General features: G+C 57.3%; 25 protein-coding genes. 15 read left to right on the top strand and 10 right to left on the bottom strand.

The window, feature by feature from the left end:
• Nucleotides 1-162: 162 nt before the first annotated feature.
• The 3 genes from PQR63_RS08075 to PQR63_RS08085 all read left to right on the top strand — a co-directional run bounded on the left by PQR63_RS08075 (nt 163) and on the right by PQR63_RS08085 (nt 3024).
• Entirely contained in the window at nt 163-1143 is a 981-nt protein-coding gene (locus PQR63_RS08075) for a cache domain-containing protein (RefSeq protein ID WP_408167190.1), read from the top strand.
• Nucleotides 1140-1865, top strand: a complete 726-nt coding sequence (locus PQR63_RS08080; protein ID WP_408167192.1) for a diguanylate cyclase domain-containing protein — start codon at nt 1140-1142, stop codon at nt 1863-1865. The genes PQR63_RS08075 and PQR63_RS08080 overlap by 4 nt, the downstream gene beginning before the upstream one ends.
• A 211-nt stretch (nt 1866-2076) precedes the next feature.
• A complete protein-coding gene (locus tag PQR63_RS08085) occupies nt 2077-3024 on the top strand; it encodes a TauD/TfdA dioxygenase family protein (protein WP_408167194.1) in 948 nt (315 codons plus the stop codon).
• Between the two features lie 341 nt (nt 3025-3365).
• Here PQR63_RS08085 and PQR63_RS08090 read toward each other — a convergent pair whose 3' ends face one another.
• From PQR63_RS08090 to PQR63_RS08105, 4 genes are all read right to left on the bottom strand, one after another.
• Nucleotides 3366-3635: a hypothetical protein gene (locus PQR63_RS08090; protein ID WP_408167196.1), complete on the bottom strand. Its 270-nt coding sequence runs from the start codon at nt 3633-3635 to the stop codon at nt 3366-3368.
• 486 nt (nt 3636-4121) lie between these two features.
• On the bottom strand, nt 4122-4406 hold the full coding sequence (locus PQR63_RS08095; RefSeq protein ID WP_408167198.1) for a DUF4148 domain-containing protein: 285 nt from the start codon (nt 4404-4406) through the stop codon (nt 4122-4124).
• A 268-nt stretch (nt 4407-4674) separates the two neighbouring features.
• Nucleotides 4675-5460, bottom strand: a complete 786-nt coding sequence (locus PQR63_RS08100) for a DUF2145 domain-containing protein (RefSeq protein ID WP_408167200.1) — start codon at nt 5458-5460, stop codon at nt 4675-4677.
• Nucleotides 5461-5508: 48 nt separating this feature from the next.
• A complete protein-coding gene (locus PQR63_RS08105) occupies nt 5509-5955 on the bottom strand; it encodes a hypothetical protein (protein ID WP_408167202.1) in 447 nt (148 codons plus the stop codon).
• A gap of 173 nt (nt 5956-6128) precedes the next feature.
• Here PQR63_RS08105 and PQR63_RS08110 point away from each other — a divergent pair, with 173 nt between their 5' ends.
• Nucleotides 6129-6872: a helix-turn-helix domain-containing protein gene (locus PQR63_RS08110; RefSeq protein WP_408167204.1), complete on the top strand. Its 744-nt coding sequence runs from the start codon at nt 6129-6131 to the stop codon at nt 6870-6872.
• A gap of 57 nt (nt 6873-6929) precedes the next feature.
• On the opposite strand, the gene PQR63_RS08115 is transcribed toward PQR63_RS08110, so the two are convergent.
• Both PQR63_RS08115 and PQR63_RS08120 read right to left on the bottom strand, forming a co-directional pair.
• Nucleotides 6930-7298 carry a hypothetical protein gene (locus PQR63_RS08115; RefSeq protein ID WP_408167206.1) on the bottom strand — a complete coding sequence of 123 codons (369 nt, stop codon included), beginning with the start codon at nt 7296-7298 and terminating at the stop codon, nt 6930-6932.
• 231 nt (nt 7299-7529) lie between these two features.
• Complete coding sequence (locus PQR63_RS08120) at nt 7530-8408, bottom strand: LysR family transcriptional regulator (RefSeq protein ID WP_408167208.1); 879 nt, start codon at nt 8406-8408, stop codon at nt 7530-7532.
• Between the two features lie 180 nt (nt 8409-8588).
• Here PQR63_RS08120 and PQR63_RS08125 point away from each other — a divergent pair, with 180 nt between their 5' ends.
• On the top strand, nt 8589-9248 hold the full coding sequence (locus PQR63_RS08125; protein WP_408167210.1) for a peroxiredoxin-like family protein: 660 nt from the start codon (nt 8589-8591) through the stop codon (nt 9246-9248).
• A 92-nt stretch (nt 9249-9340) separates the two neighbouring features.
• Nucleotides 9341-10144 (top strand): TauD/TfdA dioxygenase family protein, encoded by an 804-nt coding sequence (locus tag PQR63_RS08130; protein WP_408167212.1) that lies wholly within the window; start codon nt 9341-9343, stop codon nt 10142-10144.
• A 30-nt stretch (nt 10145-10174) separates the two neighbouring features.
• Here PQR63_RS08130 and PQR63_RS08135 read toward each other — a convergent pair whose 3' ends face one another.
• From PQR63_RS08135 to PQR63_RS08145, 3 genes are all read right to left on the bottom strand, one after another.
• A complete protein-coding gene (locus PQR63_RS08135; protein ID WP_408167214.1) occupies nt 10175-10390 on the bottom strand; it encodes a hypothetical protein in 216 nt (71 codons plus the stop codon).
• Nucleotides 10391-10535: 145 nt separating this feature from the next.
• Nucleotides 10536-11561, bottom strand: coding sequence for a response regulator (locus PQR63_RS08140; RefSeq protein WP_408167216.1), 1026 nt, complete (start codon nt 11559-11561; stop codon nt 10536-10538).
• Complete coding sequence (locus PQR63_RS08145) at nt 11539-15036, bottom strand: ATP-binding protein (RefSeq protein WP_408167218.1); 3498 nt, start codon at nt 15034-15036, stop codon at nt 11539-11541. Before PQR63_RS08145 ends, PQR63_RS08140 begins: the two co-directional genes overlap by 23 nt.
• 588 nt (nt 15037-15624) lie before the next feature.
• Between PQR63_RS08145 and urtA the strand changes: the two genes are divergently transcribed.
• From urtA to PQR63_RS08185, 8 genes are all read left to right on the top strand, one after another.
• Nucleotides 15625-16887 carry an urea ABC transporter substrate-binding protein gene (gene urtA / locus PQR63_RS08150; protein WP_408167220.1) on the top strand — a complete coding sequence of 421 codons (1263 nt, stop codon included), beginning with the start codon at nt 15625-15627 and terminating at the stop codon, nt 16885-16887.
• 266 nt (nt 16888-17153) lie between these two features.
• A complete protein-coding gene (urtB, locus tag PQR63_RS08155; protein ID WP_408167222.1) occupies nt 17154-18071 on the top strand; it encodes an urea ABC transporter permease subunit UrtB in 918 nt (305 codons plus the stop codon).
• A gap of 34 nt (nt 18072-18105) precedes the next feature.
• Nucleotides 18106-19296: an urea ABC transporter permease subunit UrtC gene (gene urtC, locus PQR63_RS08160; RefSeq protein ID WP_408167224.1), complete on the top strand. Its 1191-nt coding sequence runs from the start codon at nt 18106-18108 to the stop codon at nt 19294-19296.
• Nucleotides 19293-20060 (top strand): urea ABC transporter ATP-binding protein UrtD, encoded by a 768-nt coding sequence (gene urtD / locus PQR63_RS08165; RefSeq protein ID WP_050476181.1) that lies wholly within the window; start codon nt 19293-19295, stop codon nt 20058-20060. The genes urtC and urtD overlap by 4 nt, the downstream gene beginning before the upstream one ends.
• Before the next feature lie 19 nt (nt 20061-20079).
• Nucleotides 20080-20769: an urea ABC transporter ATP-binding subunit UrtE gene (gene urtE / locus PQR63_RS08170; protein ID WP_094562157.1), complete on the top strand. Its 690-nt coding sequence runs from the start codon at nt 20080-20082 to the stop codon at nt 20767-20769.
• Between the two features lie 52 nt (nt 20770-20821).
• The gene (locus PQR63_RS08175) at nt 20822-21844 is read left to right on the top strand and encodes an aliphatic amidase (protein ID WP_408167226.1); all 1023 of its coding nucleotides are present in this window, start codon (nt 20822-20824) and stop codon (nt 21842-21844) included.
• 87 nt (nt 21845-21931) lie between these two features.
• A complete protein-coding gene (fmdA, locus tag PQR63_RS08180) occupies nt 21932-23110 on the top strand; it encodes a formamidase (protein WP_094562159.1) in 1179 nt (392 codons plus the stop codon).
• 79 nt (nt 23111-23189) lie between these two features.
• Entirely contained in the window at nt 23190-23486 is a 297-nt protein-coding gene (locus PQR63_RS08185) for an FmdB family zinc ribbon protein (RefSeq protein WP_408167228.1), read from the top strand.
• 11 nt (nt 23487-23497) lie between these two features.
• On the opposite strand, the gene PQR63_RS08190 is transcribed toward PQR63_RS08185, so the two are convergent.
• On the bottom strand, nt 23498-24466 hold the full coding sequence (locus PQR63_RS08190; protein WP_408167230.1) for an AraC family transcriptional regulator: 969 nt from the start codon (nt 24464-24466) through the stop codon (nt 23498-23500).
• 176 nt (nt 24467-24642) lie between these two features.
• On the opposite strand from PQR63_RS08190, the gene PQR63_RS08195 reads away from it, so the two are divergent.
• A complete protein-coding gene (locus tag PQR63_RS08195; protein WP_408167231.1) occupies nt 24643-25494 on the top strand; it encodes an oxidoreductase in 852 nt (283 codons plus the stop codon).
• The last annotated feature ends 23 nt before the right edge of the window (nt 25495-25517 follow it).

Below are 25517 nucleotides of genomic sequence, written 5' to 3' on the forward strand. Positions count from 1 at the left end.
GCCGGCGGGGTGTTTTCTTGTGCGCTGAAAATTTCCTTTCGGTATCACTTCATTTCGAACATCCTGCTGCCGATAATATCGAAGTGGGTATTTACCTGCCAAGGCGTACACATCAAGAATCGATAGAACAGATACAAATAAAGACAAAAACAGGGACGGCCCATGATTCATATACTCCGCTCATCATCTTCGCTGGCGAAGGTGTTGATCTTGCCGTTTGTCGTCCTGATCCTCGCGCTGTCGCTGCTGGTTGGATTGCTCTCTTATTTTGCCGGGCGGCATGCCGTTGTCTCGGTGGCCGAGCAAATGCTCGATCAGACTGCCGACCGCGTTGCGCTGACGGTGCAGCGTCACATCGACGGCGCAACCTCGGTGCTCGAATCGGCGTACCCGCGCGGCCTGCCGGCAGCGCCTGACATCAATACCGATCTCGAGGCCATGCGCGCCCGGTTCTGGAGTGCGACGTCGATGCATCCGGAACTCAATAATTACGTCTTCTACGGCAACCGCAGCGGCGACTTCGTGGGTTTGTTCCGCTTTGCGCCGGACGATGCCGAGCTACGCGTCAAGCGTGCTTCCCTCGACTATCGCAGCGCTTATCGTTTCGACAGCATCGGGGGCCAGCTCAGCATGCCCAAGAATGACGAGACCAAATTTGATCCTCGCACGCGGCCCTGGTATGCCGCCGGTCAAAACAGTGACCGCGATGCCTGGAGCGAGATTTATATCAACTACTGGGACAAGGATCTGGTCGCCACCCGATCGCGGCGCGTGCTGTCAAAAAATGGTCAGTTTGAAGGCGTGATCGCCACGGATGTTTCGCTCAAGGCGCTCAATGATTTCATCCGCGACCTGCACGTCAGCGCGCGCGGCGTCGCCTTCATCATGGAGTCGAACGGCAACCTCATCGCATCGTCCGGCGGTGAAAATATTTACACCGACAAGCAAGGGCAGGTAGGTCGTTTGCGCGCCGATATCAGCCAGAATCAGATCATCCGCAGCGCCTATCTCACCTTGCAACAACATCTCGCCGAAGAACAAAATGTTGGTAGCACCAACAGCACCTTCACCTTTCAGGGGCCGGACGACGAAACCATCTACGCCTCCTATTCATGGGTGCGCGACAACGCCGGTCTGTCGTGATTGCCGTGTCCGCCGTCATCATTGCCTTGCTGCTGGGACTGAGCGTGGTGCACTGGGTCGTGCGTGATGTGCGGCGTCTGTCACGTGCAGCGGCACGCATCGGCAAAGGCCAGATGAACGTCGCGTTGAAGATCGAGCGGCGCGATGAGATCGGCCAGCTCGCGGACAGTTTCATGCAGATGCAGAGCGAACTCAGCACGGACAAACTCACCGGCGTCACCAGCCGCGCCGCCTTGCTGCGCTATCTGGATGCCGCGGTACACAAACGCGGTCGCCGCGCCACCGAGTTGTTTGAACAGTTCACAGTCATGTTCATCGACCTCAACCGCTTCAAGGCAATCAACGACAAGCTTGGCCATGAGTACGGCGACCTCACGCTGATCGAAGTCGGCCAGCGCCTGCGCACCATCATGCGCGAGGACGATGTCGTGGCGCGTTTCGGCGGTGATGAATTCGTGCTGGTGTTCTGGGGCATTGCCGAAGCGGCGTTTGCCGACAAGGTCCGGAAGAAGATCGAGGATGCGCTGGCGCCACCGCTGGAATGCCTGATGGAAGTCGACGGTGCGGAAGGCATGACGGTCGGCGCTTCCATCGGCGTGTCCTTCTATCCGCAAGACGGAAAGGACGCTGAAACATTGATCAAGCTCGCCGATCACGGCATGTACGAAGACAAGGCCGCCGGCCGCAAGAATGAGAAAGATGGTGGGCGCGACCAGCGTTGATGATGCCGTCGGTGAAAGCCAGCTTGTGCAGTCAGGAATAATCGCCTGATTGAAAATCATGACAGGTAGCCTCGGTCTGATTGATGGCAATTTGTCTTCTAAAGTTATGCGAATTCCTTCTTGGACTCGCCTGAACCACGCTTCCTATAATCGTTTGCACATCCCATATCCGGCCACCGCGATATGGTTTTCAGCGATGACCGGAGGCGACATGAACGCGATTGCAGACAAGACTGTTCCGATTTACGAAAAAATTGTTGTTAAGCCACAAGCCGTACATATTGGTGCGGAGATTTCCGGTGTCGACCTGAGTGCGCCTCTTGATGCCACGACCATTGCAGAGATTCGTGCGGCTTTGTTGCAATGGAAAGTTGTCTTCTTCCGCGACCAGCCATTGAGTCACGCGCAACATGTCGCGTTTGGAAAGCAGTTCGGCGATCTGACGGTGGGGCATCCGGTATTCGGCTACGAGCCTGGCCATCCTGAGATTTACTCTGTCGGACGCGACCGCTTCAAAAATCGCTTTAACGGCCCTCGTCTGGTACGGCCATGGACCGGATGGCACACCGACGTCACTGCCGCAATCAATCCGCCGGCGGCGTCGATCTTGCGTGGTGTGACCATTCCTCAGTATGGCGGCGATACGCAATGGACTAATCTGGTTGCGGCCTACCAGGGGCTCTCGCCGGCCTTGCGGGCTTTCGTCGATACCTTGCAGGGCGAGCATCGCTTCACGCCGCCGGAGGGCAATCGCGCTACACAAGATTTCGTCAACAAGGTCGCAGCAACGCCGCTGGTCAGTCATCATCCGCTGGTGCGCTTGCATCCAGAGACCGGTGAGAAAGCGCTGTATGTCAGCCCGGGATTCCTGAAGAATATCGTCGGCTTGCATCCACGCGAGAGTGAACAGTTGCTGGCACTGCTGTTCGAACATGTCGTGCGTCCCGAGTACACGGTGCGCTTCAAATGGGAAGAGGGATCACTGGCCTTCTGGGACAACCGCTCCACGGCGCATCTGGCCCCGGTCGATATTTACGATACTGATTTCGAGCGCCAGCTGTATCGCATTACCCTCGTTGGTGATGTGCCGGTTGGTCCCGATGGAAAACAGTCGGTCAGCATTGAGGGCGAGCCGGTAGTCGCGCATAGTATTGAATAGCGCAGTTTCTGATCATGACAAATCCGAGCATCCATACTCGGATTGATTATTGGAAGCAAAGAAGTGAGAACGGTATAGTGAAACCTCTCCTCTCTGCTTCATGATTTGAATGTTGTTATGCTGTAGTGAAACAGGACGGCGCTTACTCCCGCGGCATCGTCCTCATGTCGGCCAGCGTCGACATGTGAGCAGATTCAAAGCGCGGCCACTTTGCAGATAGCACTGGGCTGCGCGAATCTACTCACATATCGGCGCTGCATTTTTTACGCTATAAATTTAAAAAGCCCCTCACGGCAACGTGCGGGGCTTTTTTGTTTGGCCTGTACCGGCCTGCAAATATTTTATTTTTTGTAACTGTAGACGCCGATGCGTGCGTTCGGATCAATCTGGCGAATGTAAAGCTGATAAGTGTCGCCGCTGCTGGTTTTCAGTTTTGCCATCTTGCTTTGTTTGCAACATGATGGGCAGGCGAGTTTCTTTTCCTGTATCGGACGTGCGTCCGCGGACAACTGCAACATGAGCTGCCCGCAGTGCGGGCACGCCAGGCTGATGTCTTGCGCGAAGATGGTTGCGTGGGCGGCAGTTTTGCTGCCCGGGGTGTTCGATTTCATAGTCGATTATTCTTATAAGGGTTGCCGGTTATAACCAAAGCCGGGGGTGTAACTCCCCGAATCCAGGTGGAGCAAGTCGGTGAATGTATCACACTTTTATTGGCGCGCCAGCGATTTGCCATCTGCAAGATTTTGCACAATTCGTCACGTCATTTTTTCTGCGTGAACGAATGTGCAGACTGCATTACACGAAGAGCGAGTATAAAAATCCGGCGTGAAATTTGGAACGACTGTTTACGACTTTGCTTACGCGAAAAGCGGAGCAAAACATGGAAGAAAAAATGGTAGAGGGGAGATTAGATGCGCTTGTTGCAGATCGCAATCCCGGCAAGCGGAGATCGCATCACTGCAAGAAGGCGTAAGTACTTATCTGCGCGAGATGCGGCAGACAGCAGCAAAAAAGAGAAGAGGAAATCAACAGAGATAGTCCGCCGGCGGCATCATGCCGGGAGCGGGCTATCTGTCATCAGCATGTGATGCAGCCGATTAGTGCGTGGTGTCGACGTAGTTGGCGCGAGCGATGTTGCCGCCGCGGCCCAGTTCTGCAAGTACTTCAGCGCGGGTCTTGGAAGACGCGACTGGCGCTGGGTTGAACGTTTCTTGATAGTTGCGACGGCCGAGGTCACCACCAGCTTGTTTGACTTCAGCGACGACTTCGGCGCGAGTCTTGGTGGAAACGAAAGGCTTGTCAACCGGATATTGGGTTTCAGCAAAAGCGGAACCTGCGGCGGCGATCAGAGCTGTAGCGGCGATAATTTTAGCGATGTTCATTTTATTCTCTCTGAGTAAATGGTTAGTGCAAATAAGGCAAAAAAGTGAAGCTTGAAGTGAAACCGGAAGTGTTTCATTTGGGCTCAGTACCGATCTGGGATCGGAGTTTTGTTTTGCAACCAGATATTTCAGCGTTATCCGAAAATAGAATGACTGATATAAGCAGATCGTCTAACTGAAGGGTGTTGGCGGGTGCCGAAAATGATGCTCTCTGAATGGGTTCTGTCGCCGCGCCGCCGCGCCAGAAGCGGCGGTGCGGTGATGTTGTTCAGAGGGTGATGACGATGTGGGAGAGCTGCAAACCTGATTGTTCCAGAAAGGCGAATACAGAATCTGCGCCGATGGTTTCGATACGATCACTGAAACGTTTCTCGTTGGGATGATCGTCGAAGGCAATATTGGCTTTGAACATCCTTCCACCCAGACGCGTCATCGGACCCAGTGTCAGCACCGTGGGTTCATAGCCCTTGAACTTCAGCCAGGCCTGAGCCTGTTCACGATTATGGATGACAGGCTCTTGCGCCATCGCCAGTGTTTCCAATACCCATTGATTGGACTGTTGATACTTCGTGCTCCACACATAGGACAGCATGTTGTAGTTCGGAGTGTGTTCGGTCAGCAATTTTTGCGGATCGGTGAGTACGGCACGCAGGCGCTGTTGCACTTCGGGCGTTGGTATGGCGATTGCCGTCTCAAAGCGAAACGGGTCATCGAGAAAAAACTGTCCCATACCCTGTTCATAGATATTGCTGATTGCGGTATCGCACTCGTTCAGTTTATGCACGATGGTCCAGCTGCCATTTTCCTTGTAGGCAAAACCCAGATGCGAATAGTGCTGCTTGTATTTGCTCAGATCCTGTCCTGCGCGGCCGATGATGACGACATCCGCGCCACTGGCATTGAGCTGTTCAACCGTCTTGACCGCCATCGCGATGCCTTTGGTGACCATGCCGACGGTCGGCGGTTTTTGTTCGCATCCCTGGCCTGCCTGGCTGATAGCAGGCAGCAATAGTGACAGGGCGGTCGCGGTGGCGAGCAAGAGTTTCTTGTACATGTTGTTCTCTCTTTTGGTGGCGTGATTGATGATGTCTGGAGGAGACGATCAGGAAATCTTCTTGCTCTTCATAAGCGCCTTGCCCAGCTCATTGGGGATGATCGCCAGCACTTGTCCTGCACTGACCAGCAACATGCCCGCCGATGTAGCCGTGGCCTTGATGCTCGCGCCCACGCCGACCGAAACAGCACCGCTCACAGTTGTCGTGACAATGACGGAGCCGCGCACACCAGTGCCGATTTTTTCCAGCACATAGACCGAGCCCTTGCCCGATGCTTCTACGCCCTTGACCAGGTATTCACCACCTTCGGAAATAAACATCGCCGGCGCCACCACGGATGCCACAACCGAGATGGCGGAGGCATCGCTGGCAGTGGATTGCGCAGCGGCCAGATTGGACAGCAGGCTGAATGACAGCGCGCAGCTTAGTGCAACAGCACGGATGAAAGAAAAAGAAGGGGATGGATTGGCGAAGGACTGTGTCGACTTGTTCATGTTGTTCTCTCTTGTTGAGTTTTTGGGAGCGCCTCGTTGAGCGCAGGCGGACTGTAACAACGGTATTGGAATGTGTGTAAATGGCATGGATAGAATCGACTAATGGATAGTTAAGTATCGAAATACGATACTATTTGCTGATCTCCCTCCATTCACCATCCAGAGAAAACAACATGGCCCAGGCAGACGCGCTCGTCGGTGCATTGAAAAACGTACTGAAAGCACGCGGTGTCACTTATGCCAAATTGGGGAAGGGATTGGGCCTGAGCGAGGCGAGCGTAAAGCGCGTGTTTGCCGAGAAGAGTTTTACGCTGGAGCGCTTCGATCAGATCTGTTCACTACTGAACATACAGATCAGCGATCTGGCGCGCATGGTGGCGCATGAGTCGGCCACGCCGGTACAGCTGACGCAGGAGCAGGAGAGCAAGCTGGTTGCTGATCCAAGACTATTGCTGATGGCCGTGCATGCGGTCAATCATTGGACGCTGGACGAGATCATCGACGCCTTTGCATTCACCAAAGCTGAAAGTATTCGTCTGCTGGCGCGGTTGGACAAACTGGGCATCATCGATCTGCTGCCCAATAACAAAATCAGGGTACGCGTGGCGCCGGATTTTCAATGGTTGCCAGGCGGCCCCATCCAGCAGTATTTTCGCGCGCAGTTGAAAAACGACTTCTTCAATTCGCGCTTCGATGGCAAAGGCGAAAAGATGACGATGCTCAGCGGCATGCTCTCGCATGCCAGCAACGAAGTCGTCAAGCAGCATATGCGTCGTCTTGGCGCTGAGTTCTCGGCACTGCATCATCAGGATCTGGAGCTGCCGCTTGAACAGCGCTTCGGCACCAGTTTCATCATGGCGGTGCGGCCCTGGACGCCGGAAGCGTTCAAGACCTTTCAGCGCAAGCAAGGCAAGTGATATCCCCAGTGATGTGCTGATGATGCTCGATTGCGCTCCCGGCGAAGCCCTCAACGATCAGTAGTTGATCGTAACGACTTTGGGTGCACCAGCGCGTCGGCTTGCTGCCGTGGACTGGGGTTGCGAGCTCGGCACCGCCATCGCCATCGATTCAGGAACACGGTCGAGATAATAAGGATCGGCGTTTGCATCGACGGCGATGTGTTCACCGATAACGTTGCTGGCTTTTTCCGATGCCTTGATGTCAACGCTGGAGCACGACTGAAAGTAGTCCGCACTACCTTCGCTGAAATCGACCCGGCAGCGCTCGGCGACCATTGCCGATAGGCCGAGTTGCCCTGATGCCGCAGCATGTACGGCCCTGATCCAGTTCATGTAACCTCCTGCGAGGATCACCAGCGTTACTGCAATATGGATTTTCTTCATGATTTTCCCTCCGTTGAAGCCACTCTATGCGACATATAAAATCCACAACATCAGGGAAATCCTGATGAGAAGGTTGGTCGTCGCCAAAGTGAATCCGCAGGGTAATGTTGTTACCTTGCAGGGGGCATAAAAATCAGGTTGAAAGCCTTTCTGGCATTGAATTGTGGCGATTGTTTTGCGCTGCAATATTTTGATTGCCAAGGCACTGAACGAAGCTAAAATATTTTCCTATCAGGCCGATAGCAATTCCTCGACATAGGCAATAAAAGCACGCGCCTTTGCGCTGGCCATGCGTCCACCCGGATACACCGCCCACAAATCCATCGCCGGCAATTGCCACTCCGTCAGCACGCGTTGCAGTGCGCCGCTCGCCAGTTCAGGCTCGAACATCCATTCTGATGAAATCGCCAGACCCATGTCCGCCAGCACGGCGGCGCGTACGCCTTCGGCGGCATTGACCTTGATGCGGCCGTTGACGGCAACGGACACCTCGGTGCTGCCGCGCCGAAATTCCCAACTGCTGCCGGTCTGGCCGTAGATGACTGCGTTGTGGCAACTCAGATCCGCCGGTGTTGCGGGTACCCCATGTTGGGCGAAGTAGGCAGGCGTACCCAGCACCGAGCGCGGGTTCTGCGCAATCTTGCGCGCCGTCATGCCGGAATCGCTGAGCGATCCCATGCGCAGCGCGACGTCGATGCCTTCTTCCAGCATGTCGATGTGGCGGTCGTCGAGCACGATGTCGAGACTCAGTTGCGGATGCATGTCGAGGAAGGGTTTCAGATACGGGAGGATGCGTATGCGGGTAAACGTCACCGCTGCGCAAACACGCAGCGGCCCCGATAAGCCGGTGCCTGCGTCGCGCGCGCTGCGCTCGGCTTCGTCGGCTTCTTCGATGGCGCGCAGGGCCCGTTCATAAAATCGCTGGCCGGCTTCGGTCGGCGTCAGGCCACGTGTCGATCTCAGCAGCAGGCGCAAACCAAGGCGTTCTTCCAGTTGCGCAATCGTCTTTGACACGGCTGGCTGGCCGATCTCAAGCCGACGCGCGGCGCCCGAGAACGAGGCTGATTCGACCACGTTGATGAAGGTTGCCATTGCATTGAGACGATCCATTTCTATTCCTTCGTAGAATTTGTTTTTGGGGTTTTGTCAGTGATTTTATCCCTATCAGGCATTCTTTATTCTTCTGGGGAATGAATCATATGCCATTCACCTGCGTTCTCACGCTGGCTCGATTGGATGAAGATGCTTCCGTCGATTGCATTTTTGCGATCCCCCACCCGGAGAATTTTCATGACATTGCAAGCCAAACTGGACGCCTTCAAAGCCGATTTTCTTGCCGGCAAGCCACCTTATAAGGCACCTGCCGAAATCCACCCGATCATGGCGCGCGCCACGGCCGAACTCATCGCCTCCGGTCAGGCCGGCCGTACATTGAAGGCGGGCGACAAGGCGCCGTCGTTCACGCTTAACGATCCGGACGGCAAACCGGTATCGTCCGCCGAACTGCTGGCACAAGGCCCGCTGATCCTGAGTTTCTATCGCGGCGTCTGGTGCCCCTACTGCAATATGGAGCTGCAGGCCCTGCAAGAAACATTGCCGGCGTTTCGTGCCGCCGGAGCGAATCTGGTGGCGATCTCGCCGCAGACTGCACCCAATAGCCGCAAGTCGATGCGCAACAACAATCTGGAATTCCCTATCCTGAGCGACACGCACAACGACGTTGCTGCCGCCTTTGGACTGCGCTTCGCATTGCCGGATTATCTGGTTGAGTTGTACAAGATGCTCAAGAACGACCTGCCGACGTTCAATGGTGACGGCAGCTGGACGTTGCCGATGCCGGCACGCTATGTGATTGCCCAGGACGGCACCATTCTGTACGCCGAAGTCAATCCCGACTACACCCATCGCCCGGAGCCGGAAGACATGCTGCATGTCCTGCCGGCGGCCTGAATGTCGCTGCCCTGAAGCGAAATGCGGTTGCGCCCCCATCCCCGCTCATGCACATGCTGGGCGCAGCCGTATCAATGAAGAAAGGAAAAATCATGAACATCATCCCTCTGGACGTCGGCTTCGGCGCCCGTATCAACAACGTCGACCTGGCCCGCCTGAGCGACAATCCAGAAGCACAACAAGCCCTGCGGAAAGCCTTGCTCGACTACGGTCTGCTGGTGATTCCCGGCCCGGTGCTGACGCCGCAGGCGCAGATTGCCGCGTCTGAAGTATTCGGCGCGCTGGAAGAGTTCCCACCGACGGCGAGCCAGATCCCCGGCTATCCGCAAATCTTCCGTGTCGCCAGCCGCGCCACCGAAGGCTATACCGGCGTCGGTCGCTACTGGCATTCGGACGGCTCCTTCCGCGCGGTGCCGACACCGATGTCGCTATGGCATCTGGAAGCACGTCCGGACGTTGGCGGTGATACCTTGTTCACTGATCTGCAGGAAGCCTACCGCAGCCTGCCGGATGATCTCAAGGCGCAGGTACAGGGATTGCAAACCACACACCGCAATCACGTGGTGCATCCGCTGGTGATGCCGCATCCGCATACCGGTGTAGACGGCCTGTATCTGAACGTCGGTCTGACCGATAGCATCATCGGCATGGCCAAAGATGAGACGGAAGCGCTGATCGCAAGCATCGATCGCCACTTCTCACGCGAGGGGGCGGTATATCGTCATCAATGGAAGGAAGGGGACTTCGTGGTAGCGGATAATTTCCGCGTCGCACATCGCGCCACGCCGCTGTCGCCGCTGCAGCGTCGTGTTCTTAACCGTACGACGGTGCGTGGCGACGGTGCATTCTGGGAAATGGAACATGCTGATGCTGCCGCAGAGACAGTCGCAGACTGAGGCGACTACCCGACTACCCGACTACCCGGCTCAGTCCATGCGCTCAAATTCGCACGGTGCGATTTTCTTTTTGTTGATTCGTTTAATCAGGAAACGAAACACCAGCGTCACCAGCAGGCCGATCGCGCCGGTAATGGCAGTGCTCATACTTTTAAGCGGGATGGCTGCTGCTATCGTGAATACGGCAGCAGTGGCCGGGATCCAGAAGGCGACGGCCATGGCCAGTGAACAGAAAAATTCTTTCATGCGGGTGATGTCAGATGCAAATCAGCTAGGGAAGCGAGAAGAACGCGTCCGCTACTGTAGCTGATCCATCTGATCCACGCCAGATGCCTGTGGTGGCAAGCTGGTGGAAATCCGCTGGAAATCTGTCTTAAGCGAACCCCAATTTCTACTGCAACATCCCGCTGCCGCTCCTCGGCGTCTGCTGTACCCCGCTCGCCATCACCGCCGCCGCCGAGCGCGTCTCCACGCCAAGTTTGACGAAGATGTGTTCCAGGTGTTTGTTGACCGTGCGCGGACTCATGCCGAGGATGTCGGCGATGTCGCGGTTGGTTTTGCCTTTGCCCAGCCACATCAAGACGTCGCTTTCACGTGGCGTCAGATGGAAGCATCCTAGCGCCAGCGGGTTGGTTGTGACGTCGTTACTGAGCGCCGGATGCATGGCTGCGCTTGTTGCGGCGGCAGCGATGTCGGCGGCAAGGTTCTTTTCTTCCAGAAGCAAAGTGATTTCATGCCCCTGTCCCGCAGCGGAAAGCGCCACACGCAGTTCACAGTCACCTTGTGTCACTACCAATGGGCGAATGTCGCCCCCCTTGTTTTGACGCTGGCGCACCAGGCTTTCGTTGAGCCAGGACTGCAGCATTATCGGCAATTTGTGCGTGGCGTTGGTGTTCGTCCCGGCGGGGAAATATTTCTCCAGCCAGAGCGAGGCCTTGCTGGTCTGCCACAGCGGCAGGCCGTTGCCGCTCAAGACGATGACGGCATGCGCGGCGTGTTCCAGCATGCCGCGCGCCTGCGACATCATGCGTGCAGTCTTGATGTGAGCGCCGATGCGGGCAACAACTTCCTGCGGCTTGATCGGCTTGGTGACGTAGTCGATACCGCCGACTTCGAAGCCGCGCACGACGTGTTCAGTTTCCGTCAACCCGGTCATGAATACCACCGGAACGTGGTTGACGCTCTTGATCAGCTTGATGCGTTTGCAGGTCTCGAAACCATCGATGCCGGGCATCATGGCGTCGAGCAGGATCAGGTCGGGGGTAATGTAGTCGAGCCGCTCCAGCGCGCTCATGCCGTCGGTGGCGACCAGCACGATGTGGCCGCTCTCGTCGAGCGAATCGGACAGCATGGCGAGGTTGTCGGGCTTGTCGTCGACGATCAGGACGACATGCCTATCGAACGTTGTTGACATCATGACGAATCATCTCCTTGATACGGGTGACATATTCATTCAGGCGAAACTGTTTGACCAGTTGCCGAAGTTCCGTGGTGAAGGGCAGGTACGCAGAATTCTGTTGCTCCATATCATCCAACTTCTTGAGGATGCCTTTGGCGTAGCCGATGGAGCCAAGCTCCAGCAGTGCCTGCAGTTTTTCTTGCGAGGGCACCAGCATCATGGGTTGAGCTGCGACGATTTTTTTCTCCGGTGCCGAGGGCAGCAAAGGCGGCGGTGCTGACTCAGACGTCTCGGGTGACGATACCCAGTCGATACGCAACTGCTGCTTGATCTTGGACAGCAACTCGTTGTACGACACCGGCTTGACGACGAAGTCGTTATACAGCGGTGGGTCGACACCATCGCCGTCGTTGCTACGTTCATTGCTGCGCTCGTGTCCGCTTTCGAAAGCGTTGGCCGAGACGATGATGATCGGCAGTTGCGTCAACCCGCGTGCGCGGATGGCGCGCGCTACCGACCAGCCGTCCATCAGCGGCATGGCGATGTCGAGCAGCACCAGATCCGGGGTACGGCGCGCCAGTTCTTCCAGGCAGGCGATGCCGCCGTCGGCCTCTACTACGTCAAAGCCCAGCGGCAGCAGCATCTCCTTGAGCAGCAGGCGTTGTGAAGCCTGGTCATCCACCACCAGCACGCGCTTGGAGGGGCCGATATAACCCGACATCTGGTCTTCCAGTTTCAGACGCAGACGCGGCACGTGCACTTCCGGCAGATAGATCTTCAGGTGGAAGCTGCTGCCACTGCCGACCTTGCTCTTGACCGCCAGCTCACCGCCCATGATGTGCGTGAGCATGCTGCTGATGGCGAGGCCCAGGCCGGTGCCGATGTCTTCGCGCAGATTGGCCGCGTTGCTGCGTTCGAACGGCAGGAAGATGCGTTCCAGATCGTCGTCGGCGATACCGATGCCGGTATCGATGATGTCGAAGTAGGCGATCTCGCGCATGTAGCGCACACGCACCGTCACGCTGCCGCTGTCGGTGAACTTGACGGCATTGCCGAGCAGGTTGATCAGGATCTGGCGCAGACGTTTTTGATCAGCGTGCACGATGTGCGGGATGCGGCCGGTTTTTTCGAAGCGGAAGCTCAGGCCTTTTTGTTCAGCCTGCGGCGCAAACATGCCGGCGATCTGTTCGAGGAATTCCGACAGCGCCAGTTCATCCGACGCCAGGCGCATCTTGCCCGCTTCGATCTTGGCGATGTCGAGCAAGCCGTCGATCAGGCTCAGCAGATGTTCGCCGCTGCGCCGGATGACGGCAATCGCATCCTTGCGGGCCGGCGGGATAGTGGCGTCGACATGCAGTATCTGCGCGTAACCGAGGATACTGTTGAGCGGTGTGCGCAGCTCATGGCTCATGCCGGTGACGAAGCGGCTCTTGGCGAGGTTGGCGGATTCGGCGGCTTCCTTGGCGCGTTGCAGTTCGGCGTCGGTTTGTTTGTGCGCTTCGATTTCCTGCAGCAGCAAGTTGGTCTGGCGTTCCGATTCTTCGTGCGCGACGCTGCGGCTTTCGTTGGTCAGGATCAGCCACCACGAGCCGACACCGATCAACACCAGCAGCGTACAGAACAGCTTGATGAAAATGCTCTGGATGGAATCAGGGCCGCTAGGCGTCAGGCCGGAGATACCCGCCATCTGCTGGAAGTACAGCATCCACAACACCACCGCCAGGCCGCCGGAGATTAAGCCGAACACGATCAGATAGTGGCCGATGCGGGTGTTGAGCTTGAGCGTGAAGCGCGCCGGCAACAAGGCCTGCAAGGCGCTGAATGCCTGATTCGGCAGACGCGCCGCGGGCGTCTTGCAACGGTCGTTGCAACGCGCATCGAGCGAACAGCATAGCGAGCAGATCGCCCCTTGATAAGCGGGGCAGTGCGCCATGTCGGGCATTTCAAATTGATTGCCGCAGATCACGCAATCGAGCTGGGCATGCTGATGGTCGTGCTCTTTGTGCGCGTGCACATGTTCAGACAGTGTGTCTTCGCGCGCGATGTAGTAACGGCTCTTTGTCGCAATAGCGATCAGAGGCGCCGCCAGCAATGCCGTGCCCAGCGCGATGAAAGGCGACATTGCCGCCGCCAGTTTGCCGAGCACGCCGGACATGGCGATCGCCGACAGGATGGACGCAATCGCCATTGAGCCGACACCGACCGGATTGATGTCGTACAGATGGGCGCGCTTGAACTCGATATGCGCCGGGCTCAGTTTCAGCGGCTTGTTGATCACCAGGTCCGACACCACCGCACCGATCCATGAAATCGCCACCAGACTGTACAGCGCCAGCACATGCTCCAGCGCATTGAAGACGCCGAGTTCCATCAGCAGCACCGCAATCAGCACGTTGAACACCAGCCACACCACGCGGCCCGGATGGCTGTGCGTCAGACGCGCAAAGAAATTGGACCATGCCAGCGAACCGGCATAGGCATTGGTGACGTTGATCTTGATTTGCGACACCACCACGAACAGCGCGACCGCACCCAGCACCAGCGCGGGATTGGAGAACACATACTGATAGCCGATCAGATACATCTGGGTTGGCTCCACCGCCTTGCCCATCGGCACTTCATGCTGAATCGCGAGGAAGGCCAGCAGCGCACCGCCGAGCATTTTTGCGCCGCCCAGCAAAATCCATCCCGGCCCGGCCAGCAGCAGCGCGGTCCACCAGCGGCCGCGATTGGCTGGTGTCTTTTCCGGCAGGAAGCGCAGAAAGTCGACCTGTTCGCCGATCTGCGCGATCAGCGAAAACGCCACCGTCGCTGCCGCACCGAACAGATAGATGTTGAACGAACCCCCTTCTTCGGCACGGCCAGCGAAGGTCAGCAGATTGGTGAGCGCTTCCGGTTCTTTATAGAGGACGCAAATATAAGGCAGCGTCAGCAGCACGATCCACACCGGCTGCGTCCACATCTGCAGGCGGTTGATCAGTGTGATGCCGTACGCCACCATGGGGATCACGATCAGCGAGCACAGTACATAGCCGTACACCAGCGGCAGGCCGAAATAGATTTCGATGGCCTGCGCCATGATGGCCGCCTCCAGCGCAAAGAAGATGAAGGTGAAGCTGGCATAGATCAGCGAGGTGACGGTCGAGCCGATATAGCCGAAGCCGGCGCCGCGCGTCAACAGATCCATGTCGACGCCATACTTGGCGGCGTAATAACTGATCGGCAAACCGGTCAGGAAAAACAGCACCACCACGCAGGCGATCGCCCAGAAGGTGTTGGTAAATCCATAACTCAGGGTGATTGCGCCGCTGATCGCTTCCAGCGCCAGGAACGAGGTTGCACCCAGCGCCGTATTGGCCAGGCGAAATTCCGACCAGCGCCGGAACGAACGCGGCGTATAGCGCAGCGCGTAGTCTTCCAGCGTCTCGTTGGCGACCCAGGTGTTGTAGTCGCGCCGGACTTTGACAATGCGTTGTATGGCGGGGTTAGTCACATTTTGCTCGCGTTCATGGTGGCGGCCGTTATTGCTAAGTTAGCGCTGAGGCCGGTGCCGTCTGCCGTGCTACACGGCGGTCAGACGAAGACCCCTTGCAGGGCAGAGCAATTGCAAAATCATTACTGCTCCATGAAAGCAATTTTCAAACCAATCGGTAGGTGAGGGCATACGTCAAATGACGTATGCCGGAACGCCGCTTCCATCCCGTTTCACCAAAACACAGCATCGTTCTGATCTGTGATCAGGCTCTCTCTCAGCGCCTCGCCGAAAAAACGCACCAATACCATGCCGCGCGTGGGCGAAAGCTGTGCGGGTGGGCGTCATTTTCTGCGCCCGGAAGACGCCGGCATGCGCAGATTTTTACGTCAAACAACGTATTGTTGCGCCGCACCGCAAAACCTATTCTCCATCCCAGAACGAACAGAAAGAACCACCGGCAGGGAGAAAAAATCGCATGCACTGCATTCGTATGCCGTGCGCTTGTGATCGCAACGGGCCGGTCTTTCTACTCGTTTTGAGGCCTTCTGAGTTCTCTGACTTTTTCTGATCAGCACAACAACCAATAACGCTCGAAAGGAGTACCGCATGTCGCACCATTCCTCTTCCAAACCGCCTTCATCCCAACGCCGCAAGATCATGATGGGCATCGTCGCAGGCGCCGCCGGTGCTGCCATGGCGCTCCCGGGCCTGGCCATGGCGCAGCAGTTCCCAACCGCCAAGATCAACACCACCAAGCTCGCCATCACCGATACCGAAGTCACCGTCGGTCAGCTGCACTCGGCTACCGGCACTATGGCGATCAGCGAAACCGGTTCTATCCAGGCCGAGCGTCTGGCGATCGATCAGATCAACTCCATGGGCGGGATCCTCGGTCGCAAGATCAAGATCATCCAGGAAGACGGCGCCAGCGACTGGCCGACCTTCGCCGAAAAAGCCAAGAAGCTGCTTGAGAACGATCACGTCGCCGCCGTCTTCGGCTGCTGGACATCGGCCTCGCGCAAGGCCGTGCTGCCGGTCTTCGAAAAAGACAACGGCCTGCTCTACTACCCGACTTTCTACGAAGGTCTGGAGCAGTCCAAGAACGTCTTCTATACCGGGCAGGAAGCCACGCAGCAAGTGCTTGCCGGCCTGAACTGGGTGGCAAAAGAGAAGAAGGCCAAAACCTTCTTCCTGATCGGTTCCGACTACATCTGGCCGCGCACTTCCAACAAGATCGCCCGCAAGCACATCGAAAACGTGCTCAAGGGTTCGGTGGTCGGAGAAGAGTACTACCCATTGGGTAATACTCAATTTGGCTCGCTGATCAACAAGATCAAGCTGAAAAAACCGGATGTAATTTTTGCCGACGTGGTCGGCGGCAGTAACGTTGCGTTCTACAAGCAGCTGAAGGCTGCCGGCGTCACCGCCAAGACACAAAACCTGCTGACCATCTCCGTGACAGAAGATGAAATGCTTGGTATCGGCGGCGAAAACGTCGAAGGCTTCTACGCCTCCATGAAATATTTCCAAAGCCTCGACAATCCGAACAACAAGAAATTCGTGGCCGAGTTCAAGGCCAAGTTTGGCGCCAATTCGGTGATCGGCGACGTGACGCAAGCAGCTTACCTCGGCCCATGGCTGTGGAAGGCCGCGGTTGAAAAGGCCGGCAGCTTCGACGTCGACAAGGTCGTCGCCGCTTCGCCGGGGCTGGAGCTGAAGACTGCTCCGGAAGGCTACGTCAAGGTCCACGCCAACCATCACCTGTGGAGCAAGACTCGTATCGGCGAAGCGCAGAAGGATGGTCAGTTCAAGGTCATCTATGAGTCGGACCTGATCGAACCGAATCCTTTCCCTAAGGGGTATCAATAAGCACTGCTGATCATTTCTCCGTCGTCCTGACGAAAGTCAGGATCCAGCGTCGTCACGGTGAGCAAGTGCTGGACGCCACTGGGTCCCAGCGTTCGCTGGGACGACGGCATAGATGGTCGGGTGGTCGTAGTTTGCACAGTTTGATTTGTTGGCAGCAAAGCGGCGGCGTCTGTAGTGACATGCGGGCGCTGCCGCCCAAGTCATTGAATAGCTGAATAACTGAAATCTTCAACACCAATTCTTAACCACCCAGGGCGGGAGTCAACATGGTTTCTCTATCCGAATTTTTCGCCATCTTCGCCATGCAGGGCTTCAACGGCCTGTCGGTATTTTGCGTGTTGCTGCTGATGGCTCTGGGCCTGGCGATCATCTTCGGGCAGATGGGCGTGATCAACATGGCGCACGGCGAGTTTCTGACCATCGGCGCTTATATCACTTATCTCCTGTCGCATCTGACGACGACTTACGCACCCAGCCTGCAGCCGTACTACTTCTTCGGCGCGGTGGTGCTGTCCTTCATCGTTGCTTATGGCTTCGGCTATCTCACTGAGCTGCTGCTGATCAGCCGCCTCTACAAGCGCCCGCTCGACACGCTGCTGGCGACCTGGGGTTTGAGCCTGGCGATGCAGCAGACTTTCCGCTCTATCTTCGGCGCCAAAGAAGTCAGCGCCACCTTGCCTGACTGGCTGCTGGGTTCGTTCAAGCCGACCGATGCCATCGATATCCCGATCAACGGTCTGTTCATGATGTGTCTGACGGTCTTGCTGACCGGCGGCATCTTCATCCTGCTGTTCCGTTCGCGCTGGGGTTTGCAGGTGCGCGCCACGATGCAGAACCGTGTCATGAGCGGCGCCGTCGGCATCAATACCCGCAAGGTCGACCGCACTACTTTCGCCTTGGGTTGCGGCGTGGCGGGTGTGGCCGGTGCAGCCTTCACCACGATCGGTTCGACCGGCCCCACCAGCGGCTCACTGTACATCGTCGACACCTTCCTGGTGGTGGTGTTCGGCGGTGCGCAAAGCCTGATCGGCACGATTGCCTCGGCCTTCTCGATTGCGCAGACGCAATCCACAGCAGAGTTTTTCCTGACCGGCTCAATGGCCAAGGTGCTGACGTTGTCGGCGGTAATCCTGATCCTGATGCTGCGTCCGCAGGGATTGTTCTCGGCACGCGTACGTAAATAAATCGTCTTACAGATTCCCTCCGCGAGGTTCGACAATGAATGCAGCATACGAAAAATTATTGGGCGGCAGATCCGGATTGATCGGACTGCTGATATTGGGAGTGCTGTTGCTGGTGATCTTTCCGCTGGGCCTGGACATCTTCCGTCTCAACCTGGTCGGCAAATACCTGTCCTACGCTTTCGTCGCCGTCGGCCTGGTGCTGTGCTGGGGTTACGGCGGCATCCTGAGCCTCGGCCAGGGCGTGTTTTTCGGCGTCGGCGGCTACTGCATGGCGATGTTCCTGAAGCTGGAAGCATCCGACCCGATCAGCACCAAGATCCAGTCCACGCCCGGCATCCCCGACTTCATGGACTGGAACCAGATTACCTCGCTGCCGACAATGTGGCAGCCCTTCCACAGCTTCAGTTTCACCGTACTGGCGGTGCTGGCGGTACCGACTCTGCTGGCGCTGATCATTGGCATGGCGATGTTCAAACGCCGTGTCGGCGACGTGTACTTTTCCATCGTGACGCAAGCGATTGCGGCGATCCTGTCGATCCTGATCATCGGCCAGCAAGGTCTGACCGGCGGCGTCAACGGCATCACTGATCTGAAGACGCTGATGGGCTGGGATATCCGCACCGATAGCGCCAAGATGATTCTGTACTTCGTCAATGCCGGTTTGCTGTTCGCCTGCATCCTGTTTGGTCGCTACATCCTGACCTCCAAGCTCGGCCGCCTGCTGATGGCGATGCGCGACAAGGAAGAGCGCGTGCGCTTCTCCGGTTACGACGTCGCCAGTTTCAAGGTATTCGTGTTCTGTGTCGCGGCGATGTTCTCGGCGATCGGCGGTGCGATGTTCACCTTGCAGGTTGGCTTCATGTCGCCGTCCTTCGTCGGTATCGTGCCATCGATCGAGATGGTGATCTACGCCGCGGTCGGCGGTCGCATGTCGCTGCTTGGCGCGGTGTACGGCACCTTGCTGGTCAACTTCGGCAAGACCTATTTCTCCGAAACTTTTCCCGAGCTGTGGCTGTTCCTGATGGGTGGTCTGTTCATCGCGGTGGTGATGTACTTCCCCAACGGCCTGGCCGGCGTATATGAAAAGCAAGGGAAACGTCTGATAGCAAAGTTCAGCCGCAAGCCGAAGGCGGCCGAACCGGAGTCTGTAAAACCGAAAGCTGCTGCCAAACCTGACAAAACCGATATCGCCATCGACGGCGCCAACCTGGAGGCCAGCAAATGAGCAACGCACCTATCGGATTCGAATCGACCGACCATCCTGTGCTGGCGATTGAAGATCTCACCGTTTCCTTCGATGGCTTCAAGGCAGTGGACAAGCTCAACCTGTATGTCCAGCGCAATGAAGTGCGTGTGGTCATCGGCCCCAACGGTGCCGGCAAGACCACCGTGCTGGATCTGATCTGCGGCAAGACGCAGGCGACATCGGGCAGCATTCGTTTCAACAATCATGAGCTGACCAAGATGAGCGAGCACGCCATCGTGCGCGTCGGTGTGGGCCGCAAATTTCAGACGCCTTCGATCTACGAAAACCTCAGCGTATTCGAGAACCTGGAGATGTCTTTTCCGCGTGGCCGCAAGGTGTTCGGTGCGCTGACGTTCAAGCGTTCACCAGATGTGGTTGCACGTGTTGAGTCGGTGGCGGCGGAAATCTTCCTCGACCAGCATCTGTACACCCAGGCCGACCTGTTATCGCATGGCCAGAAGCAATGGCTGGAGATCGGCATGTTGCTGATGCAGGAGCCTGAGCTATTGATGCTGGACGAACCGGTCGCCGGCATGAGCGTGTCCGAGCGCGAAAAGACTGCGCAACTCTTGGGGCGCATCAGCCAGGGCCGTTCAGTGGTGGTGATCGAACACGATATGGATTTCGTCAAGAGCATCGCGCACAAGGTGACCGTGCTGCATCAGGGAAAAATTCTCGCCGAGGGCAGCATGGACAAGGTGCAGTCTGACCCGAAAGTAATCGACGTCTATTTAGGTCACTAATTCATTCCCGGAGCCAGCCATGTTTAACGTATCGCACCTCGCCTCCGGCTACGGCCAGAGCGCCGTCATTCACGACATCAACCTGTCGGTGGCGAAGGAAGAAATCGTCGCCGTCATGGGCCGCAACGGCATGGGCAAGACCACGCTGTTCAAGACGCTGATGGGCATCCTCCCGCTGCGCGACGGCAGCATCAAAATCGATGGCGTCGAACTTGGCGCCATGGAAAGCCATCAGCGCGTCTCGCGCGGCGTGGCTTACGTGCCGCAGGGACGCATGATTTTTCCCGGCATGACGGTGCTGGAAAACATCCAGACCGGCCTCGCCGCCGATGCGCGCGGCAAGGTGCCGGACGAGTTGTATGCATTGTTCCCGGTGCTGTACGAAATGCGTAGCCGAAAGGGCGGCAATCTGTCGGGCGGGCAGCAACAGCAACTGGCGATTGCGCGCGCACTGGCGACCAATCCTCGTGTGTTGCTGCTGGATGAGCCGACCGAAGGCATCCAGCCGTCCATCATCAAGGACATCGCACGCAGCTTGAAAGAGATCCGCAAGATTCGCGAACTCACTATCATCGTGTCGGAACAGGTGTTGAGTTTCACGCTGGAGATCGCCGATCGTTTTCTGGTGATCGACAAGGGCCGCTTCGTCTATGAAGACACGCGCGACAACGTCGATGCACCGACCATCAGCAAGTATTTGTCGGTTTAATTTTCTGCGCAGTTAGTTTGTATATCGACAGTCTTTAAGGAGGAGCAACACCATGAGGCACGGAGACATATCAAGCAGTAAAGACGCGGTAGGCGTGGCGGTCGTCAATTACAAGATGCCGCGCCTGCATAACCGCGCAGAGGTAATGGACAACGTCAACAAGATCGCGGCCATGCTGATCGGCATGAAGCAGGGTTTGCCCGGCCTCGATCTTGTCATTTTTCCCGAGTACTCGACGCACGGGATCATGTACGACGAGAAGGAAATGTACGACACCGCCGCCACCATTCCCGGTGAAGAGACGCGCGTGTTCTCGGAAGCCTGCCGTATTGCCGACGTCTGGGGCGTGTTCTCACTGACCGGCGAGCGTCATGAAGAACATCCGCACAAGGCGCCTTACAACACGCTGATCCTGATCAACAACCAGGGCGAGATCGTGCAGAAGTACCGCAAGATCATGCCGTGGACACCGATTGAGGGTTGGTATCCGGGCGACACGACCTATGTTTGCGACGGGCCCAAGGGGCTGAAGATCAGCCTGATCATCTGCGACGACGGTAACTATCCGGAAATCTGGCGCGACTGCGCCATGAAGGGCGCCGAACTGATCGTGCGTTGCCAGGGCTACATGTATCCGGCCAAGGATCAGCAAGTGCTGGTCGCAAAAGCGATGGCCTGGATGAACAACGTCTACGTCGCCGTTGCCAACGCGGCCGGCTTTGACGGCGTGTATTCCTATTTCGGTCACTCGGCGATTGTTGGTTTCGACGGACGCACATTGGGCGAATGCGAGACCGAAGAGATGGGTATCCAGTATGCCGAACTGTCGGTCAGTGCGATCCGCGATGCACGCCGCAACTGGCAGTCGCAGAACCATCTGTTCAAGCTGCTGCATCGCGGCTACACCGGCAAGATCAACTCCGGCGAATCGTCGGCCGGCGTGGCCGATTGCCCCTTCGATTTCTACAAGACCTGGGTCAACGACCCGCAGGCGGCACGCGCCAAGGTCGAAGCGATCACGCGCAAGACCGCCGGCACGCCGGAGTGTCCGGTGCCGGGTATTCCGAACGAATAGCCGTAACGAACAGCTGTAACGAACAGTAGCAACGAGAACCCCTATTTCACGCACGAACCACATGAACCAAACGAGAAGGAGAGTCGCATGCAACACTTCAAGATCAAGCCCGGCGTACCGCTGGCAGAGCAGCCTGAACTCGGACATAACCGCTGGCATCCCGACCTGCCTTTCCTGTCTTCGGTCAAGCCGGGCGAAGCGATCCTGATTGAATCGCTGGACTTCCTCGACGCCCAGATCAAGGACACCGACGACGTCGCCGACGTCAAGAACGTCGACCTCACGCGCGCTCATCCGCTGACCGGTCCTTTCCATGTCGAAGGCGCCGAGCCGGGCGACTTGCTGGTGATCGATCTGCTCGACATCAAGCCGGTGACACCGGTCGGTTTCTCAGGTGTGTTTTCCAAGGAAAACGGCGGCGGCTTCCTGGCGGATTATTTCCCCGAAGCCGACAAGGCGATCTGGGATCTGAAAGGTTTGTACGCGACATCGCGCCACATCCCCGGCGTGCGCATCGCCGGTCTCACGCATCCGGGTCTGATGGGGTGTTTGCCATCGCATGATCTGTTGGCGGAGTGGAATCGCCGTGAAGCGCCGCTCGCTGCCAAAGGTCTGGCCAAGCCGCCTGATCCAAGCACTGCCGTGTTGCGCGGCCTCACCGGCGCCAAGTTCGACGAGATGGCAAAGATCGCTGCACGTACTGTGCCGCCACGTGAACATGGCGGCAATACCGACATCAAGGACTTGTCGGCCGGCACGCGGATTTTCTTCCCGGTGTATGTGAAGGGCGCCGGTTTCTCGATGGGCGACTTGCACTTCTCGCAAGGCGACGGCGAAATCGGTTTCTGCGGCGCGATTGAAATGGACGGTGTCAGCCACGTCGGCTTCGATCTGATCAAGGGCGGTATGGCGAAGTACAACATCACTTCGCCGATCTTCATGCCGAGCGTGGTAAAGCCGCACTACGAGCAGTGGCTGACCTTCGAAGGCATCAGCGTCGAAAACGGCGTCAACTATTACCTCGACGCCACCGTCGCCTATCGCCAGGCTTGCCTGAAGGCGATCGACTACCTGACGCACTTCGGCTATACCGGCAGCCAGGCTTACATGCTGTTGACCGCAGCACCGGTGGAGGGACGCATCGGCGGCATCGTCGATATTCCTAACTGCGCGTGCACGGTGTCGCTACCGACCTCGATCTTTGATCAGGACATTACGCCGAAGGGCATGCTGAACGACAAATCGTACTGGGGCCGAAAACCTTAGTCGTTAGTCCAGTCGCGGATGGAGGTCTCACTCCGTCCGCGATCCTCGCATCAACGCAATTTTTACACCGGAGCAGAACATGCCCTTATACGATATCCGCTGCAGCCATTGCGAAGGCATCTTCGAGAAATTCCTCAACATGCAGGCCCTGCATGGCCAGGTTGCCTGCCCCTACTGTAAAACGGATACCACCGCCGCACCATTGCTGACAGGTGGTCGCGTCGGCTTGCAGGTGACGGAGCGCTGGCGTCCGCGCAACGGCGCCGAGCAACTCGCGGGGCAGGGCGCGGCAGGTCCGGGTGCGCATGCAGGTGCAGCTCGCAGCAGCGTACTGCACAATTGCAAGGGACACAGCTGCAGTATTTGTCTCACTTGAGGTTTGCACCATCAGTGTGAAGAAACAAACTGCGTGCCGTCATCCTGCGGCGGCAGTGCGAAACTCTTGCGCATGCGGTCGACTTCATCGACCGGCGTGCGGCCGAACAGGCGTTTGAATTCGCGGCTGAACTGCGACGCGCTTTCATAACCCACTTGCGCGCAGGCGGCGCCAGCCGTCATGCCGTTGCGCAGCATCAGCAGACGCGCCTGATGCAACCGCGTCGATTTCAGATATTGCAGCGGCGAGGTATCCGTTACCGTTTTGAAATGGGCGTGGAAGGTCGGCACGCTCATGCCCGCTTCCCTGGCCAGTTGTTCGATGCCGAGCGCTTCGTCATAGCTGCGGTGGATCATGCTGATGGCACGCGAGATCTTGCCGAACTGTCCTTGCATGGTCAGCGCAGCGCGCATTGATCCTCCTTGCGGGCCGGTCAACACGCGGAAATAGATTTCGCGTCTCAATGACGGTCCTAATACTTCCGCTTCCAGCGGATTGCTCATGGCTTCCAGAAAACGCAGCACGGAAATGCTCAGCGCCGTCTCCATCGGCGTTGATACCATCCCACGCGGTTTGGCGGCGCTGGGGCCGACGCATTCGTCGATCTGCATCATCAATTCTGCCGCGACCTTGAAATCCAGACGCAGGTAAATCGCCAGCATCGGCTCCTTCTCGCTGGCGTCGGTTTCCATCGAAAACGGCACCGGCACCGATACCGCCAGATAGTGCTGAGCGTCGTACAAATACACTTCTGAACCGAGATAGCCGCGTTTGCATCCCTGCGCCACGATCACGATGCCCGGCTCGTACAGCACCGGCATGCGTTTCAACGGACGATTCGAACGCAGGAAGCGCACATCGGCCAGCGGCGACAGGTTATAGCCTTCCAACGGCGTCAGCGCCGCCAGCAGCTCGACCATACGTTCAGCCATGCGGCGGTGGACTTCCTTTGGGGTACTGAGTGATAGAGCTGCGGGCATGTCATTGAATCCGGCAATTCGTGATGCTGCTACTGTGCCATTGTTTTCCTGTATTTGCATATGCCTCAGAGAATCAGGCAAACATGCGAGAAGAACCGGCAGCCGCAGCGTGCGTGGAAATCGATAATGGCCTTGTCGATTTTTGTTCTTTTTTCACGTACAGCAAAGGAATTGCCATGTCTGCATCCAAAACTTTTTTCATCACTGGCGTCAGCAGCGGTTTCGGCCGCGCCCTGTCGCAAGCTGCCATGGATGCCGGTCATCGCGTGATCGGCACGGTTCGCAACGCTGCCGCCGCAAGCGATTTCGAGGCGCAGTTTTCCGCAACGCCGGGACGCGCGTTCGCACGTGTTCTCGACGTCACTGATTTTGCCGCCGCAGAAAAGATCGCGGCCGATGTTGAGGCAGCCATCGGCCCGGTCGACGTGCTGGTCAACAATGCGGGCTACGGCCACGAAGGAATCTTCGAAGAGTCCGGCATGGATGCCTTGCAACGCCAGTTCGATGTCAACGTGTTCGGCGCGGTGGCAGTGACGAAAGGCTTTGTGCCCTTCATGCGTCAACGCCGGCGCGGCCACATCATCAACATCACATCGATGGGCGGCTTCATTACGATGCCGGGCATTGCGTACTACTGTGGCAGCAAGTTCGCGCTGGAGGGGATTTCAGAAACGCTGAGCAAGGAACTCAAGGCCTTCAATGTGTTTGTCACTGCAGTGGCGCCGGGATCGTTTCGTACCGACTGGGCGGGGCGCTCGATGGTGCGTTCGCCGCGCAGTGTTGCTGACTACGATGCGCTGTTCGATCCCATCCGTACTACGCGCGCCGAGCGCAGCGGCAAGCAGCCGGGCGATCCGCGCAAGGCGGCGCAGGCGATGTTGACGTTGGTGGATAGTCCGTCGCCGCCGGCGCATTTGCTGTTGGGAAGCGATGCGTTGGGACTGGTCAGGAAGAAGCTGGCGGAGCTCACGCAGGAGCTGGCGCAATGGGAAGCGCTGACCTGTTCAACGGACGCCGCAGAGACCTGAGCGGTGTAATCGGAGAAGCGTTT

The organism is Herbaspirillum rhizosphaerae (assembly GCF_046025915.1).
GTDB classification, from domain to species: Bacteria; Pseudomonadota; Gammaproteobacteria; order Burkholderiales; family Burkholderiaceae_D; genus Herbaspirillum; species Herbaspirillum rhizosphaerae_A.